24 protein-coding genes are annotated in these 20,782 nt (G+C 45.8%); 11 read left to right on the plus strand and 13 right to left on the minus strand.

Going from position 1 to position 20,782, the window contains the following annotated elements:
- The first annotated feature begins 1 nt into the window (after position 1).
- On the plus strand, positions 2-1,234 hold the full coding sequence (locus tag MU515_RS10745) for an ABC transporter substrate-binding protein (protein WP_260260424.1): 1,233 nt from the start codon (positions 2-4) through the stop codon (positions 1,232-1,234).
- A 131-nt stretch (positions 1,235-1,365) separates the two neighbouring features.
- On the opposite strand, the gene MU515_RS10750 is transcribed toward MU515_RS10745, so the two are convergent.
- Positions 1,366-2,049, minus strand: a complete 684-nt coding sequence (locus MU515_RS10750; RefSeq protein WP_260260425.1) for an MOSC domain-containing protein — start codon at positions 2,047-2,049, stop codon at positions 1,366-1,368.
- Positions 2,050-2,120: 71 nt separating this feature from the next.
- On the minus strand, positions 2,121-2,519 hold the full coding sequence (locus tag MU515_RS10755; RefSeq protein ID WP_260260426.1) for a PaaI family thioesterase: 399 nt from the start codon (positions 2,517-2,519) through the stop codon (positions 2,121-2,123).
- A gap of 25 nt (positions 2,520-2,544) precedes the next feature.
- On the opposite strand from MU515_RS10755, the gene MU515_RS10760 reads away from it, so the two are divergent.
- Positions 2,545-2,823: a DUF134 domain-containing protein gene (locus MU515_RS10760; RefSeq protein WP_260260427.1), complete on the plus strand. Its 279-nt coding sequence runs from the start codon at positions 2,545-2,547 to the stop codon at positions 2,821-2,823.
- Here the strand turns inward: MU515_RS10760 and nqrM are convergent.
- The 3 genes from nqrM to MU515_RS10775 all read right to left on the minus strand — a co-directional run bounded on the left by nqrM (position 2,777) and on the right by MU515_RS10775 (position 4,183).
- Positions 2,777-3,010, minus strand: coding sequence for a (Na+)-NQR maturation NqrM (gene nqrM, locus MU515_RS10765; protein ID WP_260260428.1), 234 nt, complete (start codon positions 3,008-3,010; stop codon positions 2,777-2,779). The genes MU515_RS10760 and nqrM overlap by 47 nt on opposite strands.
- Complete coding sequence (locus tag MU515_RS10770) at positions 3,010-3,453, minus strand: NifB/NifX family molybdenum-iron cluster-binding protein (RefSeq protein WP_260260429.1); 444 nt, start codon at positions 3,451-3,453, stop codon at positions 3,010-3,012. The genes nqrM and MU515_RS10770 overlap by 1 nt, the downstream gene beginning before the upstream one ends.
- A 100-nt stretch (positions 3,454-3,553) precedes the next feature.
- Complete coding sequence (locus tag MU515_RS10775) at positions 3,554-4,183, minus strand: 3'-5' exonuclease (RefSeq protein WP_260260554.1); 630 nt, start codon at positions 4,181-4,183, stop codon at positions 3,554-3,556.
- A 488-nt stretch (positions 4,184-4,671) separates the two neighbouring features.
- On the opposite strand from MU515_RS10775, the gene MU515_RS10780 reads away from it, so the two are divergent.
- Entirely contained in the window at positions 4,672-6,765 is a 2,094-nt protein-coding gene (locus tag MU515_RS10780) for a methyl-accepting chemotaxis protein (protein WP_260260430.1), read from the plus strand.
- Positions 6,766-6,842: 77 nt separating this feature from the next.
- Here the strand turns inward: MU515_RS10780 and MU515_RS10785 are convergent, their stop codons facing one another.
- Together MU515_RS10785 and MU515_RS10790 are read right to left on the minus strand one after the other, a co-directional pair.
- Positions 6,843-7,256 carry a GFA family protein gene (locus tag MU515_RS10785; RefSeq protein WP_260260431.1) on the minus strand — a complete coding sequence of 138 codons (414 nt, stop codon included), beginning with the start codon at positions 7,254-7,256 and terminating at the stop codon, positions 6,843-6,845.
- Positions 7,257-7,355: 99 nt separating this feature from the next.
- Positions 7,356-7,673 (minus strand): helix-turn-helix domain-containing protein, encoded by a 318-nt coding sequence (locus tag MU515_RS10790; protein ID WP_260260432.1) that lies wholly within the window; start codon positions 7,671-7,673, stop codon positions 7,356-7,358.
- A 199-nt stretch (positions 7,674-7,872) separates the two neighbouring features.
- Here MU515_RS10790 and MU515_RS10795 point away from each other — a divergent pair, with 199 nt between their 5' ends.
- The gene (locus tag MU515_RS10795; protein WP_260260433.1) at positions 7,873-8,151 is read left to right on the plus strand and encodes a hypothetical protein; all 279 of its coding nucleotides are present in this window, start codon (positions 7,873-7,875) and stop codon (positions 8,149-8,151) included.
- 90 nt (positions 8,152-8,241) lie between these two features.
- Here MU515_RS10795 and MU515_RS10800 read toward each other — a convergent pair whose 3' ends face one another.
- Positions 8,242-8,670: a VOC family protein gene (locus MU515_RS10800; protein ID WP_260260555.1), complete on the minus strand. Its 429-nt coding sequence runs from the start codon at positions 8,668-8,670 to the stop codon at positions 8,242-8,244.
- A 7-nt stretch (positions 8,671-8,677) separates the two neighbouring features.
- Positions 8,678-9,319 carry a glutathione S-transferase family protein gene (locus MU515_RS10805; RefSeq protein WP_260260434.1) on the minus strand — a complete coding sequence of 214 codons (642 nt, stop codon included), beginning with the start codon at positions 9,317-9,319 and terminating at the stop codon, positions 8,678-8,680.
- A gap of 472 nt (positions 9,320-9,791) precedes the next feature.
- On the opposite strand from MU515_RS10805, the gene MU515_RS10810 reads away from it, so the two are divergent.
- The 4 genes from MU515_RS10810 to MU515_RS10825 all read left to right on the plus strand — a co-directional run bounded on the left by MU515_RS10810 (position 9,792) and on the right by MU515_RS10825 (position 12,570).
- Positions 9,792-11,129, plus strand: coding sequence for a sodium/glutamate symporter (locus tag MU515_RS10810; RefSeq protein WP_260260435.1), 1,338 nt, complete (start codon positions 9,792-9,794; stop codon positions 11,127-11,129).
- Positions 11,130-11,337: 208 nt separating this feature from the next.
- Positions 11,338-11,697, plus strand: coding sequence for a MerR family transcriptional regulator (locus MU515_RS10815; RefSeq protein WP_260260436.1), 360 nt, complete (start codon positions 11,338-11,340; stop codon positions 11,695-11,697).
- 46 nt (positions 11,698-11,743) lie between these two features.
- Positions 11,744-12,319: an NAD(P)H-dependent oxidoreductase gene (locus MU515_RS10820; protein WP_260260437.1), complete on the plus strand. Its 576-nt coding sequence runs from the start codon at positions 11,744-11,746 to the stop codon at positions 12,317-12,319.
- Between the two features lie 86 nt (positions 12,320-12,405).
- Entirely contained in the window at positions 12,406-12,570 is a 165-nt protein-coding gene (locus MU515_RS10825) for a hypothetical protein (RefSeq protein WP_260260563.1), read from the plus strand.
- Here the strand turns inward: MU515_RS10825 and MU515_RS10830 are convergent.
- Both MU515_RS10830 and MU515_RS10835 read right to left on the minus strand, forming a co-directional pair.
- On the minus strand, positions 12,567-13,040 hold the full coding sequence (locus MU515_RS10830; protein WP_260260438.1) for a methylated-DNA--[protein]-cysteine S-methyltransferase: 474 nt from the start codon (positions 13,038-13,040) through the stop codon (positions 12,567-12,569). The two genes, MU515_RS10825 and MU515_RS10830, sit on opposite strands and share 4 nt — an antisense overlap.
- Complete coding sequence (locus MU515_RS10835) at positions 13,040-14,392, minus strand: DNA-3-methyladenine glycosylase 2 family protein (RefSeq protein WP_260260439.1); 1,353 nt, start codon at positions 14,390-14,392, stop codon at positions 13,040-13,042. Before MU515_RS10835 ends, MU515_RS10830 begins: the two co-directional genes overlap by 1 nt.
- 219 nt (positions 14,393-14,611) lie before the next feature.
- Between MU515_RS10835 and MU515_RS10840 the strand changes: the two genes are divergently transcribed.
- Positions 14,612-14,815, plus strand: coding sequence for a hypothetical protein (locus MU515_RS10840; protein ID WP_260260440.1), 204 nt, complete (start codon positions 14,612-14,614; stop codon positions 14,813-14,815).
- Here MU515_RS10840 and MU515_RS10845 read toward each other — a convergent pair.
- Together MU515_RS10845 and MU515_RS10850 are read right to left on the minus strand one after the other, a co-directional pair.
- Positions 14,812-16,074 carry a sensor histidine kinase gene (locus tag MU515_RS10845; RefSeq protein ID WP_260260441.1) on the minus strand — a complete coding sequence of 421 codons (1,263 nt, stop codon included), beginning with the start codon at positions 16,072-16,074 and terminating at the stop codon, positions 14,812-14,814. The two genes, MU515_RS10840 and MU515_RS10845, sit on opposite strands and share 4 nt — an antisense overlap.
- On the minus strand, positions 16,074-16,754 hold the full coding sequence (locus tag MU515_RS10850; RefSeq protein ID WP_260260442.1) for a response regulator transcription factor: 681 nt from the start codon (positions 16,752-16,754) through the stop codon (positions 16,074-16,076). Before MU515_RS10850 ends, MU515_RS10845 begins: the two co-directional genes overlap by 1 nt.
- 158 nt (positions 16,755-16,912) lie before the next feature.
- Here MU515_RS10850 and MU515_RS10855 point away from each other — a divergent pair, with 158 nt between their 5' ends.
- On the plus strand, positions 16,913-17,692 hold the full coding sequence (locus tag MU515_RS10855; RefSeq protein WP_260260443.1) for an efflux RND transporter periplasmic adaptor subunit: 780 nt from the start codon (positions 16,913-16,915) through the stop codon (positions 17,690-17,692).
- A gap of 9 nt (positions 17,693-17,701) precedes the next feature.
- Positions 17,702-20,701: an efflux RND transporter permease subunit gene (locus MU515_RS10860; protein ID WP_260260444.1), complete on the plus strand. Its 3,000-nt coding sequence runs from the start codon at positions 17,702-17,704 to the stop codon at positions 20,699-20,701.
- The last annotated feature ends 81 nt before the right edge of the window (positions 20,702-20,782 follow it).

The raw sequence follows: 20,782 nt of genomic DNA on the forward strand, positions 1-20,782 counted from the left end.
TATGAAAAAAACCATTTTAGGCTTAATGCTAGCAAGCCTCTCAGCGCCCACTTTGGCTGACGTCGAGTTTCTTCACTGGTGGACATCACAAGGCGAAATCAAATCGCTGGATGTTCTCGAAAAGCAACTCTTAAAACATGATATTCCACTGCAACACTCACCAATACTTGGTGGTGGTGGCGATACCGCCATGACGGTTCTGCAAGCAAGAGCCTTGGCTGGCAATACGCCCGATGTCGCACAAATTGAAGGGCCGAGCATCAAAGCGTGGGATGCAGTGGGCATTGTCCATTCAGTCAATGAAACTGGGATCAAACATAATTGGGACAACAACCTCTACCCACTGAGTGTGGCGATAAACAAAACTGACACGGGTTATGTGGCACTGCCGATTACCTTGCATCGCCTCAATTGGATGTGGGTTAACCACCAGCTTTTGGCCCAGCTAGAGCTTGACGTACCCAAGACTTGGCCCGAGATGTTTACCGCGATGGAAAAAGCTAAGCAGGCGAATATCATTCCGCTCGCCATTGGCGAAGAGGCGTGGCAAGTAGCAACCTTGTTTGAAAGCTTGGTAATAGCAGCCGGTGGCGTTGATTTTTACTACAAATCCTTAGTTGAGCTCAAAAGCAATCACATTGACTCAGACCAAATGCGCTTCGCCCTTAAGCAACTACGTAAAATATCCAACTTAATCGATACTCAACAACCCAATCAAAATTGGGATACCGCGACCAAAGCGCTGGCGAGCAATCAAGCCTTATTCCAATTAGGCGGCGATTGGATCTTGGGTGATCTGATGGCTTCAGACATCAATGTCCCGCAGCAAATAGGTTGTTACCCTGCGCCGCAATCACACAATGCGTTTTTGTATAACATGGACAGCTTTATCTTCATGGCTGCGCCAGATTTTACCCAGCAACAGGCCAATCAAGTGGCCGATATCTTGGCAGACAAAGCATTTCAAGCGGAATTCAATCGCGTGAAAGGGTCTATTCCTGTTAGAACCGATATCGACTTATCGGGCTTTAACCCGTGCCAAGTCAAATCTCACAATGATTTTGAAGAAGCGGTGAAAAACCAACTGGCAATTCCGAGTATGACGGACTCGATGGCCGTAAACCCTGTTGCTCAACAGGCGATCAACTCAGAAATCTTCCGTTACTATCGCAATGCAGAAGTGACCGAAGAGGAAATGCTACGCAGGATTATTTCCATCGCGCAGAGCACTTAACAAGAAGTGAATCAAAAACAGAGTTATTAGACAAAAATAGGCCACTGCATTGCAGTGGCCTATTTGTTTTCGAGGGATTACAGTGTGCGGATAGCTTCAACCCTTGACCAATAGACAGGTCAACACTCTTTTTAGGCGTGACCCAATAATCGGAAATTCCAGTTCTCTACTTCCCCAGTAGTCAGTCGTTTTTCTACTGTCGCGCGCCAATTCGCTGAAAGCTTGGCTTGCTCAAGTAGCGCATGTAGGCCTTGCGGGTTTAAAGGATCGGCAAAGTAAATGTCGCACACTTGCTTTATCGACATTGCATTGTCTGGCCTGTCGATCAATACCAAAGGCAACTCACTGTTAACCACGCCCGGTTTGATCACACGGTACAACCAACCGCAGCGGCTGATGTCTTGCATATCCACCGAGAGCCCTTCTACGCCCCAACGCTGATTCAATTTGGCACAAGGTGAACGAGGCTGGCTGACCTCAATGATTGCCTCACCCCATTGATAGCGGTCACCAATACAGACCTCATGCTCAAGCATACCCTTGGTACTGATGTTTTCTCCCATACCCGGTGCCAGCCATTCGCTGTCGCTTCGGTACTTAGTTTGCCAATGGAGGTAGTGTTCAGACGGGTATTGATGCAAAGCGCGCTCGACGCCGCCATGAAACTTTGTTTCTGCACACTCATCGCCTTCTAGCCCCGTCTCGGAGAGATAGACGTCACCGACGATTTCTTGCTTATCCATCGCGGTGCGCATACCAAACTTTTCTGCGACTTTACCGGCAAAAATGGCTTCAATTGGATGGGATTGGCTCATTATGGCTCCTTGCTCAAGCGAATGTATCGATTCACTCATAGGCTAACACCACGCGCGGTAATTCCCCAGTTCTAAGTTTGTATGAAGCGGCTTTTTGCAGACGAGCACAACTGCTCACCGCAGGATATGTAGCTCTCTAACTGGTAAAGCTTACGCCTTTGACTTACCAAGCGAGCTTGAATCACAATAGGCGTATTGATAGGTACAGGATGATGAAAGCGCACATCAATACTCGCGGTCATGGCTTCGACACCGAGAGAAAATAAGCAGTGCAGCATCGCGCTGTCATGCAATGTCGAAATTAAACCGCCTTGCATAACGCCCTGATAGCCTTGTACTTTGTCACTTGCTACAATCTTGGCTTGCACCGCGCCAGTTGAAGCTGTCTCAAATTGCAGCGTTTGTTCACCGAAAAATGGCCGCCTGCAGACGACGCACTGGCAATGGCGCTGTGGAATCGTAAAAGTCATATTACTACTCGAAATTAGGTATCTAATGGCAAGACCAAAAATACACCGTGAAATCTGCACTCAAGCGCCGCATAGCTGTTTTAAACCTAATGGTGTCTCGATGGGTAAACTGGAGAAAGTCAGCTTATTAGCCGAGGAGCTTGAAGCGCTTCGTCTCGCGGATGAGCAAGGACTCAGCCAATTGGAAGCGGCTGAAATCATGCAGGTTTCCCGACAAACGTTCGGCAACATTGTTAAGTCAGCACGTCGAAAAGTGGCTAACTGCTTGGTGAATGGTCACGCGTTAATGCTGGAGCAACCGTAGGCTCACTGATTTGATATAGGGTTGGTTGGTGCTGCTGGCACACTTCAACGCAGTTACACTCTCGCTCAATATCGATACTGGATAACCCTCCGCAACTGCCTTGAATCGGCTTGCGTTTAGCCATCACCCCGATGGCCATTAAGCCAATCACAATCATGAACGCAACAAAAGCGATCAACCACATCATTACTTGATCGCCTTAAACCCACGAAACGACGCAGGGATCACTTGAGTCAACTTATGGCCGCTTGCATGTGAATGCTCACTACCTCCACAACAGCCACCATGCGCTTTGCGCGGCGCTTTGGCGTAGCTCAGTTCAGTCACAGGAGTGAGCATCTGGGCGTTTATATCCGCTACGCTCTGTTTTCTTGGCGCAGAGAACACTTCAATACCCTGATTAAAAAGACTATTCAGCATTTTGCTGCCAATAGTATTCACCACAACCGCCGTTACTTGGTGCTGTTTTAATGTTTGCTGCCAAAATTTCTTACTGCCGCATTGTGACGGGTTGACTGGTACGGCAATGCGGTCAAGGAGACGGAGTGAATCATCAACGATGGCAATCTCTGGCGCTCGCGCAAAGTGCGGGGCAACATTGCCATTAAGATAGGGAATAGCATAAGTCATTTGGGTAGTCCTCAATACGAATACCCAAACAATATACGCCTAGTTATTGGCATATGCCATAAATGAAAAGTGAAAACTTACGTTTTACTTAAGGTTACGATTAACCGATTTGCAAAGCGTGCTTCTTCAACATAGTGCTAACAGAAGCTTTTGGCGTTTTTCCAATTTTAGTCATCAACTCAAAACTTGGCTGCTCAATACCATGCTCAGCTTGTAGGCAAGCAATTTGAATCTTCCATAGTTTGGCTGTCACTTCAGCATCTGCTAGCGCACGGTGAAAAACACCGTCATTGTCGATTTGATGAAAAGCCACCAAGTCACCCAATTTATGTGAACCTGCTTGTTGAGTTAAACGACGAGAAACCAACAGAGAACACGCAAACTTGCCACCATAATCACGGTCTATTAAAGCTAACTCACCGTCTAAGAATCGTTGATCAAAAGACGCGTTATGCGCCACTAAATTGCTACCTTGAATAAAATCAGCAAACTGATCCATCACTTCTGCGCAGCTTGGCGCATCATGAAGCATTCGGTTGGTAATGCCGGTATATCCTTCAATAAAACTACTAACGCGAAACCCTGGATTCATCAGACTCTGAAAACGATCCACAACTTGGCCTTTTTCTAATTTTACCGCACCAATTTCAATCGCCCTGTCTCCTTGATTAGGAGAAAGACCCGTGGTTTCAAAATCCAGTACGATGACAGAATCAGCAGATGCTTCGATATACACAACATTACCCAAAATAAACACAAATCAACGTCGAAGTTTACTCGTTAACAACGCAAAGAGGAATCAGTGCGACTACACTATATGAACAGAATCCGCTCAAGTACTTAAACTCCCTGACAAATTCATCATTGCGCTCATTATTTGAACAAAACAAAAATTGACTTAACGCATAAAAATACCACTTAAGTATGACAAAGTTTTGGCTATTCATTTTTATACCTTTTGCCAATTCTGGCACATTGAACACGTGACAAGTTGATATTTAAACAAATAAAAACAGCCACTTAAAAACACAACCTACAAGCCAACATTTATATAGCTACTGCCAAATTTTAGGCGAAACGCCACTTTCATTAACAACTTAACATATGCCATTCATAATAAATTACTTAACGGCATATTGTATTCATTTCCCCTCGATATAATGAGCCGATTTTAATAAAAACCCCAAACTAAGACGTTTTAGAAAGGTTCATTAAGCAATGTTTAATACTATTCGAACACGTATTGCGGTGAGCGCCGGCGCAGCAATGGCTTTCACTTTGCTGATCGCAATGGTCATCACTACCAACGCGTTTACTAACGTAAACCAACAAATTGCAGCAAAAGTTTCTGACCAGCTGACTGATGCAACCCAATCTAACCTACTCTCTATGGCATCAGAGCAAGGCAAAAGTATCGCTAATCAGCTTTTCCCTGTCACCGCTAACCTTGATCAACTACGTTCAATCATCGAGCAAAGCGCTGAAGATGGCCTAGGTGCAGATATATTGGTGAAGCAGTTCATCGCCTCTTTAAAAGCCCAAGATGAAGCAGTATTCGCTGGTTACATGGTGTGGGAAGAAAAAACATGGCAGCCAGAAAGCGAAACCAACGCCGCAGATGCCATCAACAGCCAAGGTTACTTAGCACCGTTTTTCTCGCCAAACAACCAAGGTGGCTTCGACGCAGTCGCAATGGAGAGCTTTAGCAACAGCGAACTAAACTCGAGTGGCGAACGTAAAGATGACTGGCATTTAATGCCATTCGAAACGGGCGAAACCTTCGTGATGGAACCCTACATGTACCCAGTTCGCGGTAAACAAGAGCTGATCACAACCATCAGCCAACCTATTGTGGTAAACGGTAAAATAATCGGTTCTCTAGGTTTAGACCTTGCACTGACTGAGCTACAAGGCCAAGCCGAAACATTAGCGCGCGAGCTATTTAATGGTGAAGGTTCTATCATCATCTCTTCTTGGAAAGGCGCCACATTAGCCAACAGTGACAAAGCTGATAGCGTAGGTAAAAAAGTACCTACGGATCTATTTTCGCAGTGGTCTAAGGTTCAATCTCTCGCGACACAAAGCGAGATTGGTTTAGTGACTGTAAACGGCCGCGAATATGCCATGACCTCGGTCGATACTTCGGGCGCACCTTGGATCGTGATTGTTTCTGTTCCAACGTCAGTGCTAAAAGAAAGCATTTCTCAGTTCATCACTTGGGAACAAGAGATGAACAGCCAAGCGATTCAACAAGGGGTTTACTCTGGTTTGGCAGCGATGATCATTGGCATCATTGTCATGACGCTGATTGCTAATTCTCTGGGTAAAGTACTGGTTAACCTTGTTGAGCGCTTTAAAGATGTCGCGCAAGGCGAAGGGGATTTGACTTACCGCTTAGAGGTGAAAGGCAAAGACGAAACCGCGCAGCTTGCTCACTGGTTCAACTCTTTCTTGGCTCGTATGCAAGAGATGATCGCCACAGCCAAGCAAACCGCTGTTCAAGTCGATAGCAGTGCGACCAAAGGCCAAGCAAGCGCGAACGAGTCTAAAGATAAGCTAAATAGCCAGCTTAATGAGGTGAACTCACTGGCAACAGCAATCAATGAGATGACAGCCGCAGCGCAAGAAGTAGCAAACTCCGCCGTGCAAGCTGCAACTGCTGCAAGCCAAGTTCAAACCAATAGCGTTAACGGCATGTCACGTATGGATAACGCCGCAAACGCAGTGGATGACCTAGCGCAGCAGGTAAACCACGCACAAGAGCAAACTCTCAACTTGGCTGAATCCAGTGCGGGCATTCAAGGTATCTTGTCTGAGATTGGTGGCATTGCCGAGCAAACCAACTTACTTGCGTTAAACGCTGCGATTGAAGCTGCACGTGCTGGGGAAGCAGGCCGTGGCTTTGCGGTAGTTGCCGATGAAGTTCGTAACCTCGCTAACCGCACTCAAACATCAACGGAAGAGATTCGCACTATGTTGGCTCGTCTTGAGCAAGACACTCAATCAATCGTGGTATTGATGCAGCAAAGCCAACAGCAAGCCAGCGATACTAAAGATGAAACGCAAGCAGCACAAATCGCACTGGCTGAAATCAACCAAGCGATTGATGTGATTAATGACATGAACAACCAAATCGCATCCGCAGCAGAAGAGCAAAGCCTAGTAGCAGAAGAGATCAACCGTAACGTAGTGATCATCAATGACACTGCGGTTGATGTGATGGACAGCATGACAGCTTCTGTTGATATTAGCCATGAGCTCTCGGACAACGCCTCAGAGCTTCACACAGAGCTAAATCGCTTTAAGATCTAACTGACATTAGAACTAGACTAAAACGCCAATCAGATTTCTGATTGGCGTTTTTTATTCGTTTTTGCTAGGCGTAAAAACTACGGCTGCTCTTGAAATACTTTGACGTTATCCGGTATTTGATACCACGATACTTTCTCTTTCACCCACACATGTACTGTGGGTTCAAATAGCGGCTGCAATGCTTCATCAGTCGGTTTTAGCTTCAATTTGATCATACTTGGATCATCTGGGTTGAAGTGATAAATACGAATGCCACAGCCGGTACAGAATTTTGCGTGATTGCGATTACCACTGTCGGTTGGCCGACCCCACTCTGCTAGCTCTCCAGTAAAATCAATATCTTGCTCATCAACAACCGCGGTAACACTAAAAGGCGCTGTTGCGAGTTTTTGGCACTCTTTACAATGACAAGCCGCCACCATTTTAGGCGCTGCTTTTAACTGGTAGCTCACTTGACCACATTGGCATGATGCGTTGATCGGGTATTGCATTGCGTTCCTCCTGAACATTAAGCTCTTTTCTAGTGGTTGATTTTTATCCGCCTACTATTCGCCAATTACTTGTAAAACGCAACCTCACTTTAACTGCGGTTATTTATCTTTATTCGCAACCAAAAACAAAAACTTAACCAACATCGCTTGCGCCTCTTCACTCAGTAGGCGACTCGCGGCGGTCACATCTTCTGCGGTGACTTGCTGCGTATCTCGAATATCGAGAGCAATATCCAAATCCGTCACCTTCATCGCCCGAATAATCGAGCGGTATTGAGAAAGTTTCATATCCGACTCCCCACGCTCGATTCTTTGATACGTTTTTAAGCTCATTCCTGCAATGTTGGCGATCTCAACACGACTTAACCCTGCACTTTTTCTCCGACTAATAATGGCCTGAACTATCGGATCAATCATGCTCACCTCCCCCAAAGATGGACAATATTGACCTTAATTCAGCAATAACTAGACCATGTTAACCAGTCCATATTTACCATAAATGCAACCAGTATAAGAATGTCTGCCCGTATAAATTTATTATTTATCAAGAACTTTATAAATCATGGAAAGAAACAATAAAAAAACTGATGCAATTTGCGAAAGCTCACTTTGCGAAATGCAAAAATTATTCGACCAACTGATTGACCAATTTGAACAGGCTTCGAACGGCAATCATGACCAATTGGTCGCCCGACTCAAAGTATCTCAACACCGATTCTTAACCTACAAAGAATTACTGATTCACCAAGATCTTCTCGACGAATCAGAAATATTAATGGCATACACCCACCTATCTAAAGCCGAGAAGCAACTAGCGAAATTAGGCTTAGAGACCATCTCATTTGCCATCGATGCCTTAGAAGCAAAGGTTGCCGATTTAAGAGCGAACAACTAGCCCAATAAAATCAAAAAAGCCAAGTGTCACAGCTTTTACCCCGTAAACACTTGGCTTTTATCCATCTAGCGTTGAGCTAAATAAAGCTCGCTACTCAATCACTAAGCTGCCATCTTCTCGAAAATCCCAGCAATCTCCATACGCGATCTCCCACAGATGGCCATCTAGGTCAGAAAAATAACCGCTGTAACCACCCCAAAATACGTCTTGAGCGGGCTTCTCTAGTAACCCCCCCGCCTCAACAGCGGCTGCTAATACTTGGTCGACCTCTTGTTTACTGCGAGTATTGTGGGCAAGGGTGATACCGCTAAAGCCCTCACGGTGGCCAACAAATTTAGGCGACACATCCCGTGCTAATGCATTCATCGGATAGAGTGCTAAGCATACGCCGCCAGTTTTAAAGAAGACGATGCCTTCTTCTGGCGAATACGAGGTGGGAAAGCCTAACTTGGTATAAAACTCATACGATGCTTTGAGATCTTTAACGCCCAAAGTAATTATGCTGATTCTTGGTTCCATCATGGCCTCACTGTTTAAATGGCGTTAAATCGATACCTTCTATCTCTGCCACCTCAATAATGGTTGGGTGTAAAGCCAAATTGGCTAAGTAACGAGATAGGTGGTTAAAGTGTAATGGCGATTTTTCTACAGGCAAGCACCATCCTGATAACATGAACAAAAAGAAGTCGCAGGCTGTTAATTGCTCGCCCAATAGATAAGTTTTTCCTGCCAGTTGTTCATTGATTACTGACAAAGACTCCGCAATTCGGGCATCTTGCGCTTGAATCAAAGCCGGTATGGCTTGCTGATCGGCAATATTTCGCGCGGGATAATAGCGAACCATCAATTGTGTTTGTAGCGTGTTATTTAAATAGGTCAACCATTGGAAAAATAACGGACGAAGCTTACTGCCTATCGATGGTATCAAGCCACTGCTAGGGAACTGTTCACACAGATGAATGCATATCGCCGGGCTTTCAAATATTGCTTGGCCATCATCTATCAATGTGGGAATACGCCCTGCGGGGTTCAATTTTAAGTATTCAGGCGCTTTGTGTAAGTTCGATTTCTTGTCCACCAATACCAGTTCATAATCCGCTTGCACAAAACGTAAGATCAAGTGCGGAGCCAAACTTGCGTTGTTTGGGTAATAGTAAAGTTGGTACATACAAGCACTCCATCCAAAGGCGCGTAATAGCTATGTCTCAAAATAATGAGGTATGCGCTCTCGCTACCAAAATCTCAGTATATTGACTTCATTCAGCCCAATATAGCGCCTTTTTTTGTCTCTTTGTGACCTGAAGAACAAGAGTACGAGTTAGCTTTGATTAAGAGCAATGTAATGGCCAACTCTGCGCTTTGTTTTGTTTATCGGTTTGCATTCTCAAACCAAACTCTCTAGGATAGCGCCCTTTCCTTGAGTAAATACTCAACATATTTCGCGAAACTTATCTGCTTTTATCTGCATAATTCGCTGTTTTCGCAACTTTTAACGTTCAATTTCATTAACCATCACTAATCAGTGATGATGACTATTGGAGTAAATTCACGCCAAAGTTCAGGGTCATTTCTGAATCAATATGGACATTTTCAGTGGTAACGGACACTACACTTGGCACTAACGCATGACTGGAGGATAAATGCCACAGGGTCTAATGCTGACTGATCTAGCCATTGCCGGCTTTCTACTTATCGCTGCGAAAATTCTTCGTGTACACCTTTCTTTGTTGCAGCGCATGTATGTACCATCTGCTGTATTAGCAGGTCTTATAGGGCTATTACTTGGCCCCGCGGTTTTCGATGTTCTACCATGGACAGATACCTTTACCGCAAATGCAAGTTTACTTACCGCTGCACTATTTTCAGCGCTTGGCCTCGCGACCGATTTGCCTTCACCGCGAACGGTGGCTCAACGCGCGGGCTCACTATGGGCATTCAACCAAATTGCGTCTGTATCGCAATGGTTATTCGCGGGTATGTTTGGTTTGTTGCTAACCACACTATTTTGGCCAGACATTAATCCGGGCTTTGGTATTACGATGTCTGCTGGCTTTATGGGCGGCCATGGCTCCGCTTCTGTTGTGGGCGAAATTTTCACCTCGCTTGGTTGGGAAGATGGCTTCACTCTTGGCCTTACCTTCGCCACTGTGGGGATTTTTATCTCGATTTCTGTCGGCATGTTAATGCTGCAAGTTGCGCTTAAAATGGGTTGGATCGATACCTTCACCACATTTGCCAGTATGGATGACCATCAGCGTAAAGGCCTAGTGAAACCGGGCGACCAACAGCCCGTAATGAAAGACACCATGTCTTCACTCTCTGTTGACTCTTTCGCGATCCATGGTGCTCTGGTCATCGTCGTTACTGCGTTTGCTTATCTGTCTGCCAACTTCTTATCATCGTTCCACGACAAAGTGAGCATCCCAACCTTTGTAACTGGCTTTTTAGCTGGCATGTTAGTGCGCATTATTGCCAAACAAACGAAGGCCTCTCGCTACCTTTGTGACGGCGCATTTAAGCACGCTGCGGGTATCAGCACCGATTACCTAATCATCTTTGGTATTTCTGCTATCAAAATCACCGTGTTGGCGCAGTACCTAATGCCGATGGTGATTCTTGCGATTGGCGGTGTTTCCTTTACCCTTTGGCTGATTTTCTGGGTCGCGCCACGAGTGATTGGTGATGACTGGTTTGAAAAAGGCATCTTCTCTTGGGGTTGGCTAACTGGTACGGTTGCGATGGGCATTGCGCTGCTTCGAATCGTTGATCCTAAAATGCGCAGTAAAGTGCTTGATGATTACGCCATTGCCTATGTACCGGGCTCAATCACCGACATCTTCATTATCTCGCTAATGCCAATCGCCATGTATAACGGCCTTCATTGGCAAGCGCTCGGTGTTGGCTTGGCATACATTGCATTCGTACTGTTCATTTGGCGATTTGTGTTTAATCGCTTAAGCCAAGCGAAACAGTCTTAACGGCATTAAAGCTGCGACCAAACGATTAATCACAAGGGCCCATCATGGGCCCTTTTTCATACGATTCTCCATCAAGGGCAAATAGACGCTCATCGCATCACACTTAACTCTACTCGCCCAAGTTTTGTTAAATCGGTAACATAGCCCATCAAATTTGATGGTATGGCTTACGCCATCCTTCTCTGTGGACATGCGAATAAGGAAAACAATGTTCATCAAGCAAGCTTCTCAGTTATCAGGGGCAACTCAGCGTGCCATCAGGCTTTACGAATCCGTTGGGCTATTGAACGTTGCTCGCTCAGGTAAATATCGAGTGTATAGCCAAGCCAATATCAACTTAATCAAAATCATTAAAGATGCGCAGTCTATCGGCATTCGCTTGTCTGAACTGGTTGAGCTCAAAAGCTCTCAAGATGATTTTGATTGGCAGCGTGTCAGTGATTTTTTGATCGAAAGGCGACAAAAAGTCGAAGCTGAGATCAAAGCATTAGAGCAACAAATCACGAGAATTGAAGACTATCGAGCGTCAATAGATTTATGTATTCAAGGGCTTGACTCTGACCTTTAGGTAAGAGTTTACACTGCACATCTCGACCACAACGATATGAAGAACTATGAGAAACGTGCTTGTTATCAACGCCAACCCTAAGCCCACTAGCCTTTGCCAATCGATGGCAAATCACTACGCCCAATCCGCGGCTCAGCACCATAACGTCAAACAACTTGATATTAGCCAAATGGAGTTTGCGATTAACTTACAGCACGGTTATGACCATGCGTTGGAACTCGAACCGGATCTCGTTAAGTTTCAGCAATTAATTGAATGGTCTGAGCACGTGGTGATCATCAGCCCGGTTTGGTGGGGCACAGTACCAGCGAAGTTTAAGGGAATCATTGATCGCACATTTTTGCCTAACTTCGCATTCAAATATGTTGAAGGGAAATCAATACCGAAGAAACTGCTCAAGGGTCGAACCTCGGAATTGATCATTACTTTAGATAGCCCGCCCTTTTGGTACAAATACATCAAAGGCAACGCCATCTATAAACAGCTCAAACACTCGATTCTCGATTTTGCAGGCTTTAACAACCGCAAGACCACCTACTTTGGCCCTGTGATTAGCTCAAGTCATCAGCAACGTGAGAAGTGGCTGAATGTGGTGTCTAAATTAGCGAGCCAATCTAGATAGAGCGCCATGTCACGACCATGCTAGATTAAATAAAGCATTGACCGCTAAGATGTTGTACCTTTTATATTTTCAGCATAAAAGGATTTATGATGTTTAAATGCGGTCAATGTCGTCAGTTCACCCGTACACCTAACAACCTCAAAGATCTCTGTGGCGCATGGCAACAGCCCACCACCGCAACCCGCGCAGCGTGTGATGCCTTTGTGCCCAAAAAGCCATTATTCGATCCTAAGAAATATGCTAACAACTAAATGGCGTTTTCCAACTTCAACAACGCCGCTTTGCGCTCTACCCCACCCGCATAGCCGGTCAACTTACCGCTCTTGCCAATCACGCGATGGCAAGGGACGATGATTGAAATTGGGTTCTTACCATTGGCGAGCCCGACCGCTCGCACTGCCTTAGGGTTATCAATCGCATCCGCTAATTGCTGATAACTCCACGTTTCACCAAACGGTATCGTGGTAAGTGCTTGCCATACTTGCTGCTGAAAAGCCGTTCCTTTTGCTGCAATTGGCACATCAAATTGATTCCGTATTCCTGCAAAATACTCGCTCAACTGAAGCGCAGCTTGGTTAAGAATGGCATGACCATCATCTTGCTCGCCTAAATCATCCGGTTGCGTGGTTTGGGTAGTAAACCATGCGCCCAATAAACCTTGATCATTGGCTTGAATGGTCATACGCCCAAGGGGGGTGTCTAAATAGGTAAATACATTCATTAAGCGTGACTCCAGCAATGAAAAGTAGCGTAACTGCCATAAGGTGAAACGGATTCTGCGGTTAAATTTGGAAACTGCTGCAAGGCCTTTTTAACCACCAGATCGCCAATTAAAAAGTGGTCTGGCTCAGAGAGACCGCGCAGCGCGGCATAGTTTACTGTCCATGGCCCTATGCCTTTTAGATCAAGCCATTGGTCAAACGTGGCGTCTGGATGTTGATTGATCAACTGAGCAAAGCACGCCAAGGTCTCTTTTCGGCTTTGCGGCATTTTTAAAAAACTTAAATCCGCCACCGCCACTTCTTTAGGGGTGGGAAAATGGGTAATGCCTTGTGGCTGCAAAGTCCCTACTAATAAATTGAGCTGATTGATTGCCGCTTTAATCGAGACTTGTTGGCCTAATATTGCGCGAACGCCCGCCTCCCACGCGCTCCATACTCCAGGTATGCGAATGCCGGTTTTTACCACCAATGCAGGCTCAATATTACTTAGATGCTTTTCAATCACTTCAAGGTCAGCATCTAAGTCAAACATACGCCTGACTTGCTTAACCAAGCGCTTCAATTGACTGATATCATCAAGTTCAAATTCCAATTTCAGCTTTTTGCTTTTGCCCATATGAGTAACTCGAAACCAACCGGATGTTTGATCAAGTTTGACGTAACGAGCGTAACTATCACCTGCCACTTGCTCTAAGCTGTTGACTGCTCTTAACTGATAGAAATCCAGCATATGTTGCCAGGCTAAGTTGCCTTTATAACTAAGCTCAATATGCTGAGTTGGCGACGTACTTGCGCCTTGTTTACGAACTTGGCTAGGGGTTAATTGCAACATTTTCTGAAAGGCATCATTGAATCGGCGTGTACTATTAAAACCACTGGCGAAGCCGATGTCTGCAATCGACATATTGCTGTTGTGCAGTAACTGTTTGGCAAACATCAGTTGGTGGTATAGCGCGTATTGTTTCGGTGACATCCCCAAGCGTGACTGAAACAGCTGACGCAAATAGCGATCGGTGATGCCCAAACGCTCAGCAAATTCAGCCATATTGTTTTGGCTCAATTCACCTTGTTCGATAAGTTTGAGCGCTCTTTCGAAAGTCGTATCAACCCCACGCCATGCCCAAGAGTTAGGCGCGCTGTCAGGACGGCAACGCAAACATGGGCGATAGCCCGCTTGCAATGCCAGCGCTACATCTTGAAAGTACTCGACGTTTTCTTCTTTCGGCAAGTTGGCAGGGCAAATAGGACGACAAAATATCTTAGTGGTTTTTACCGCGACAAAGAATCGCCCATCAAATCTGGCATCTCGCGCTTCGCGCGCTATTTGGCATTGCTGCTGAGATAGTTCCATGGCTGACTCTCACGATTAATTTCTAACGGCTAGTGTAGCGTGATAATTCTATTTAAGTCGCCATTTTCGGAACTCAATCACCAAGATTCAATGAGTTAGCTGACTGGGGGTTTATCTCGTATTGCATATTCCTCTGCGGTGCACTACGTTTGTTAAATAATAAGAGGAACAGGGTGTTCCCAAACATAACGTCAAATATACTACGGATAGGTGTTGGCTATGAATTTTCACTCATGCACAATCGTGTTAAACGATCACTCCACTATGGTCTGCAAAAGCGTTGACCAATCACTGGCAATTATTGATACCCACGGTACTTCCAGTATCGATTCCATTCTCATCGACACATCAGATGGCAAGCGTATTCGCAACTATCACGACCTATCGGTGGAAGAATCTATTGAGAGTTTAATGAGCCTTTAACGGCTCAACTCAACGAGGCACCCTTGTTGATAAGGGTTGTCTCGTATTTCAAACTGCCACCCATAACTGGCGCATAGACGCTGGACAATCAGCAACCCTAAACCATGCTCAGTGCCGTTTTCAGGGTGATAGCCTGTACCTGTATCTAACACCCGTACACCTTGACTGCCTATTGTTACCTCAATAATCCCTTGCTCGGTAAAACGCAACGCGTTGGATACTAGGTTCTTCAGAATCATCTCTAATACAACACGAGGGAAGTTAACTTGTGCGCCTTGCTCTATTACCAAATCAATCGGCACTGTCGAATGGTTTGAACCACGATAAGACTCCATATCAAGCTGGTAATCTTCCACCTGATACTCATGATTCACTTGGCTAACATTTTCTTGCTTAACAATACTAAGCAGCACTTCCATGGTGTTTTGCATGCCGCGTGCCGCAGTAAGAATGCGTGTGCGCTGCTTGGTTTGGAAGGCTTCATCAGGTTTCATTGCTTGCAGCTCCGCTGCGCCTAATACCACGGCAATCGGGGTTTTAAGCTCATGACTGGCATACTTAGCGAACATCAATTCTTGCTTACCCAAGCGTTCTTTCATTTGAGCGTATTGATTTAGATGTTGGGTCATCTGCTGGATTTCATCAATCGCCCGTTCATTAACCTGAAATTGCCCATCTTGCTTGGTTTGTAGCTGCTGAGAAAGCTCAGAAATTGGAGACATTAACCCTTCAAACACGCGTTTAAGTGAAAAGCGCAGCACAACAATAAGAAACACCATCAGCAACATGGAAACGCCAAGTAACACATCCCAATTATCATCCCCAAATTCAATCGAACGCGCACCAATGGTTAAATACATCGGGATCGTTTGGCCTTGATACTCAAACTCGGTGTGGTAAACCATGAAACCTTCAAAATAGAAAGATTGAAAGCGGGTTACCTCCCCCATGGGGTAAGGTCCGTTTTCGCGCAATTTCGCAGGCAAAGCATCAAGGTTATAGTAAGCAGTCACAAACTTGCTCAGCTCGGTTTTCTCGACTTGAGAGAGCTCATAATGCTTAACACCAATAGCCTCAAACGAGACTAAGTGTTGTTGGATTTGTGCATCCTCGTGGAAGACTAAACTCAACGAAAAGGCAAAAAAGACGATGAATGAAGTGGAAAGTGCAATGAATGAAAAAGTCGTCAATAGACGTACTTTTACATCTTGGATTGAGTTGCCAGTTCGGTGCTTAGAGAGCTTGTCAAAAAACGTCATTATTTCTCCAAACGAAAGCCGAATTTAGGCACAGTTTTAAGCATCGCTTTTTCAAAAGGCTTATCAAGGATATTGCGTAGCAAATAGATATGGCTGCGCAGCACATCTTTGTCAGGCGCATCATCACCCCAAAGTTGCTGAATTAAAGTTTCTCTTGTGACAACATCACCCTGTGCTTTTACCAAAGTCACTAAAATTTGGTACATAACTGGGGTACACACTAATAGGTGACCACCACGCTTGACTTGGTGGGTTTTCTCATCAATTTCCAGTTGGCCATAGGAAAGACGGGTTTGTGCTACTTTGCCGCGGTAACGGTTGATTAAAGCGATAAGGCGAGCTTCTAACTCCGGAAACTCGAATGGTTTACTTACAAAGTCATCGACACCAGACTCAAAGCCAGTCAGCAAATCTTGCTGGCCGTTAAGCGCAGTCAACATCAAAATCGGTGTTGTACAGCCATTAGCGCGCAGCTCTTTGGCCACCTGCATACCGTCTTTTTTCGGCAGCATGACATCCAAAATAATCGCGTCGAACTCATTTTCTAAAGCCAACGCTAACCCTAACTCACCATTCTCAGCGAAATCAGGCTCTGCACCTTTTACTTCCAGAAAGTCGGCCAAAATACCTTGTAGTTCTTCGTTGTCTTCGACAACCAAAATCTGCTTACCGTCTAGCATAGCGATACCTTCTATTTTTTCTGTTGCAGTGTGCTGAGCGCGATGTCGAATTTATGTCAAATTCAATCATGGTACAAATATCTTCGCTGTCGAGCGCCCTTTGACAAAAACTCGACATCGATCCTTGCAAACTACTGATATTACGTTAGGAGCTGACCATGAAAAAAATACTAATCTCGCTATCTATCGGTTCTATTTTTATCGCTCCATCTCTACTAGCAGTGGATTTGATAGGTAAGACCGTCAGCAATGATCCCATCAATATCGTTTCAGAAGTAAGCGGAGTGATCCAAAATGCCGACCTCGATGTCGGGCAAATGGTTAACCAAGGGGATACGCTTGCCACGGTAAAAGCGAACGATTTCAAACTTGAGCTCAGTAAGAAACAAGCGCATCTGGCGCTTGCTCAAGCGGATCTCAAACTCAAAAAATCTGTTTACCAGCGCTATCAAGAGCTGAGAAAAAAGAACAGCTTATCGCAAAATGAGTTGGATATTGCCGCCGCAGATTACGCCAGCGCCAAAGCCAACCTTTCACTAGCACAGCTTGATGTGACTAATGCGCGTGAAGATCTCAAACAAACCACGATCAAAACGCTACTTGGCGGCTTTGTAAGCCAGCGTCATGTTGAAAATGGGACTTGGGTAAATCAGGGTGAGCCGCTGTACCGAATCGTCAATATCGATACTTTGACCGTGCGCCTACTAGCCAGTGAATTTGATCTGGCCGATCTTACGGTAGGCCAAGCAGTCGAGCTTTGGAGTGAATCCACTCCTACTCAGCGTATCACCGCGAGCATCAGTCGTATTGGCGTAGAACCGGATGCAAACTCACTTGCTTATCCGGTCGAAATTGATATTGAAAACCAAGATCACAGCCTAAAGCCCGGCATGTCGATTCATGCGACTACCCAGCTGTCGTCTGTTGATAAGCAGTAAGGGGGCGCAATGAAAGGCTTTTTATCCTACTTTGCTCAGCGTAGCTTTTTAGCCCGCATCTTAACCTTAATGGTTGTGCTGGTTGGCCTTGGTGCCACCAGCATTTTGAAGCTGCAAGAGCTGCCTGATGTCGCCTTCGCAGAAGTTAGCATAACCACTCAGTATCCAGGTGCATCAGCGCAAGATATCGAGCTCAACATCACCAACAAAATCGAACAAGAGCTTAAGACTGTTCAAGGGCTGACGAAATACACGTCGTACTCTTATGATGGTCAATCGCAGATTTTGATCGAGCTGGATGAAGGCTACAACCTCGACAAAACCGTTAGAGATATTCAACAAGCGGTAGACCGAGTTCAAGGCTTACCTAAAGACATTACTAACCCACCGGTTGTGGAGCAAGAAAGCACCTCATCGTTTGAAGTGCTGACCTTTGGCGTGGTGACCGATCTCGGCAGCGCCGCTCAGCAGCAATACGCTCGTGAGCTAGAAAAAAGCATCCGCAATGTATCTGGGGTGGGCAAAGTTAGCCTATCTGGTTTTACTAAACGCGAATTTTGGATTGAACTCGACCCTGCGAAAGTCGCACGTTACAAGCTGACTTTTTCTGAAGTAACAAATGCAGTCAACACGCGCAACTTATCGCTCTCTGGTGGTGTCGTTGAGTCGTGGAACAGTGAAGAACGCATCGTCACAATGACGCAAATCACCTCGACGGAAGAGTTGGCAAGCACCATCATCAAAACTTTGCCTACTGGTGAGCTAATTCGACTGTCTGATGTGGCGTACGTGCACGACACCTTTGAAAAAGCGACCCAAATGGGCTTAGTCAACGGTGAGCAAGCGGTGCTATTTACCGTCTCGAAAAGTGCCAGTGCCGATATCATTGCCACCATCGACAACGTAAAAGCCCTTCTTGATGAAGAGTCAGCACGTTTACAAGGTGACTACCGTTTTCCTATCGTGCTCAACTTAGCCGACGATATGAGCGCGAAGTTTTCCATCGTAACCACCAACGGTGGGGTGGGTCTTATCCTCGTGCTATTGGTATTAAGCCTTATCTTACAGCGCCAAATTGCGTTTTGGGTGTCGGTATCAATTCCGTTTTGTGTACTCGGCGTAATGCTGGTTCTCCCTATGCTTGGGATGAACCTAGACAGCATCACCTTAGCCGCTGTTCTGCTCGTGATTGGTATTATTGTGGATGACTCCGTGATCGTCGCAGAAAGCATCTACCAAGAAAAACAATCCGGTAAGCCTGCCTTGCAAGCGGCTGTCGATGGTGTATCGAATGTGATTCGCCCGATCATTGCTAGCTTGACCACGACAGCATTAGTGTTCATCCCGATGTTCTTTATTCCCGGCTCAATGGGTAAAGCCATCATAGTGATCCCTATTACCGTGATTGCGGCACTGCTTTTCTCCCTGGCAGAATGTACGTTTACCCTGCCCGCTCACCTTGCTAATTCAATGGACAAAAGCAATAAGCAAGACACTAAAGTAGACCGTTTCCAACCACTGATAAAAGCCTACAAGCGCCTACTGCAACGCTGTATCGAATGGCGAAAAAGTGTTTTAGCTATCGCACTACTCGCACTGGCGGGCAGCGCCGTTCTGCTGAGTACCTTAAAGGTGGATATCTTCCCAAGTGAAACGGCCAAATACATTGAGGTGTATACCGAAGTTGCGCCCGGCACGCCACTAGAGAAGATTCGTACCGCACACCAAGAGTTAGAGAACGCGATTGGCCAATTGCCTGACAATGAACTAATCGCTTACAGCATGACTTATCAAAGCCCTGCGAGTACTGGTTTGCTTACGCTGACAAACTTTGAGCAGCGCACTCGCACCGCGAATCAAATCGCCGACAGTTTGAACCAAGTTCTGGATCAATCGGATCTGATCGATTTCGTGAAATTCACTGTGGATGCTGGCGGACCACCTCCGGGTGAGCCACTGGAAATTCGCGTGATCAGTAACGATGCAGAGCAACGAAATCACGCGGTTGATCTCACCATCACATGGATGGAGCAACAGGCTGGGCTAGATAAAGTCACCCACAACGAAAGCCTTAAAGACCCACAGCTTCAAATCATTCCACAATATGATTGGTTAGGTCGCTATAACCTCACGGTTCAAGATCTAGCGTCTACACTGCGTATCGCCTTCGATGGAGAAAGCGTGACCTCAACTTGGATTGGTGATGAAGAAGTGGATCTGCGTGTGATTCTAAATCAAGAGCATCGCAATATCGCAAAACTTAATACCACTAAAATTTCCACGCCAACGGGAGAGCAAGTACCGCTCAACCGACTAGCGAAAATTGAACGTGTTCAAGCGCCGCGCGAGATCCTCCACTACAACGGTGATCGCCAAGTATTGGTCAGCGCGCAGATCACCGATGACAACCTCTCTCCGGGTGACTTAAGTATTGCTCTCACTGAGGCATTAAGTGGTCAAATTGGTACAAAAGTAAAACTGGATATTGGCGGAGAAGCGGAAAACACCAATGATACCTTGTCTGGTTTCTTAGTCGCCTTCCCTGCGGCGATGATCGGCATCTACTTTGTATTGGCGTTAATGTTTAGCTCTTTGCTGCAACCATTGATGATCATGGCGGTGATTCCATTTGCTGCGGTTGCCGCGTTAATGGCGCTGTTCGTTCACATGCAGCCGCTATCACTGTTCGCACTGATTGGTGTATTGGGTATGACTGGCGTAGTAGTGAACAATGCATTAGTGCTGATCAATCGTATCAATGAACTTAGAGACTCAGGTCTAGAGGTCGTCCAAGCGGTGATTGATGCCAGCGCAAGCCGACTACGCCCAATCTTGCTCACCTCCATCACCACCGTTGTTGGCCTGCTGCCTTTGGCCTACGGCATTGGTGGTACTGATGTGTACATGGGGCCGATGTCTCTCACCTTAGGTTATGGCCTGTTGTTCTCACTGCCTGTGGTTCTATTGGTTATTCCTGCCCTCTACAGCTTGTGTTGCGCTAGAAAATAGCGCAACAATTTACCTCTTCCACTCCCCGCTAATGGTATGACTGTACATTAGCGGGCTTTTTCTTATTCGAAAATTTTGAAC

The sequence above is a fragment of the Vibrio intestinalis genome, from assembly GCF_025195085.2.
Classification (GTDB): domain Bacteria; phylum Pseudomonadota; class Gammaproteobacteria; order Enterobacterales; family Vibrionaceae; genus Vibrio; species Vibrio intestinalis.

Excerpts from the sequence above, each read along its gene's own strand:
- MU515_RS10805 (WP_260260434.1), bottom strand. The coding sequence starts at position 9,319 with ATGTACCAACTTTACTATTACCCAAACAACGCAAGTTTGGCTCCGCAC.
- MU515_RS10760 (WP_260260427.1), top strand. The coding sequence starts at position 2,545 with ATGGCAAGACCAAAAATACACCGTGAAATCTGCACTCAAGCGCCGCAT.
- MU515_RS10755 (WP_260260426.1), bottom strand. The coding sequence starts at position 2,519 with ATGACTTTTACGATTCCACAGCGCCATTGCCAGTGCGTCGTCTGCAGG.
- MU515_RS10860 (WP_260260444.1), top strand. The coding sequence starts at position 17,702 with ATGAAAGGCTTTTTATCCTACTTTGCTCAGCGTAGCTTTTTAGCCCGC.
- MU515_RS10835 (WP_260260439.1), bottom strand. The coding sequence starts at position 14,392 with ATGGAACTATCTCAGCAGCAATGCCAAATAGCGCGCGAAGCGCGAGAT.
- MU515_RS10785 (WP_260260431.1), bottom strand. The coding sequence starts at position 7,256 with ATGCAATACCCGATCAACGCATCATGCCAATGTGGTCAAGTGAGCTAC.
- MU515_RS10800 (WP_260260555.1), bottom strand. The coding sequence starts at position 8,670 with ATGGAACCAAGAATCAGCATAATTACTTTGGGCGTTAAAGATCTCAAA.
- MU515_RS10840 (WP_260260440.1), top strand. The coding sequence starts at position 14,612 with ATGAATTTTCACTCATGCACAATCGTGTTAAACGATCACTCCACTATG.
- MU515_RS10750 (WP_260260425.1), bottom strand. The coding sequence starts at position 2,049 with ATGAGCCAATCCCATCCAATTGAAGCCATTTTTGCCGGTAAAGTCGCA.
- MU515_RS10845 (WP_260260441.1), bottom strand. The coding sequence starts at position 16,074 with ATGACGTTTTTTGACAAGCTCTCTAAGCACCGAACTGGCAACTCAATC.
- MU515_RS10820 (WP_260260437.1), top strand. The coding sequence starts at position 11,744 with ATGAGAAACGTGCTTGTTATCAACGCCAACCCTAAGCCCACTAGCCTT.
- MU515_RS10830 (WP_260260438.1), bottom strand. The coding sequence starts at position 13,040 with ATGAATGTATTTACCTATTTAGACACCCCCCTTGGGCGTATGACCATT.
- MU515_RS10770 (WP_260260429.1), bottom strand. The coding sequence starts at position 3,453 with ATGACTTATGCTATTCCCTATCTTAATGGCAATGTTGCCCCGCACTTT.
- MU515_RS10825 (WP_260260563.1), top strand. The coding sequence starts at position 12,406 with ATGATGTTTAAATGCGGTCAATGTCGTCAGTTCACCCGTACACCTAAC.
- MU515_RS10810 (WP_260260435.1), top strand. The coding sequence starts at position 9,792 with ATGCCACAGGGTCTAATGCTGACTGATCTAGCCATTGCCGGCTTTCTA.
- nqrM (WP_260260428.1), bottom strand. The coding sequence starts at position 3,010 with ATGATGTGGTTGATCGCTTTTGTTGCGTTCATGATTGTGATTGGCTTA.
- MU515_RS10790 (WP_260260432.1), bottom strand. The coding sequence starts at position 7,673 with ATGATTGATCCGATAGTTCAGGCCATTATTAGTCGGAGAAAAAGTGCA.
- MU515_RS10795 (WP_260260433.1), top strand. The coding sequence starts at position 7,873 with ATGCAAAAATTATTCGACCAACTGATTGACCAATTTGAACAGGCTTCG.
- MU515_RS10780 (WP_260260430.1), top strand. The coding sequence starts at position 4,672 with ATGTTTAATACTATTCGAACACGTATTGCGGTGAGCGCCGGCGCAGCA.
- MU515_RS10855 (WP_260260443.1), top strand. The coding sequence starts at position 16,913 with ATGAAAAAAATACTAATCTCGCTATCTATCGGTTCTATTTTTATCGCT.
- MU515_RS10745 (WP_260260424.1), top strand. The coding sequence starts at position 2 with ATGAAAAAAACCATTTTAGGCTTAATGCTAGCAAGCCTCTCAGCGCCC.
- MU515_RS10850 (WP_260260442.1), bottom strand. The coding sequence starts at position 16,754 with ATGCTAGACGGTAAGCAGATTTTGGTTGTCGAAGACAACGAAGAACTA.
- MU515_RS10815 (WP_260260436.1), top strand. The coding sequence starts at position 11,338 with ATGTTCATCAAGCAAGCTTCTCAGTTATCAGGGGCAACTCAGCGTGCC.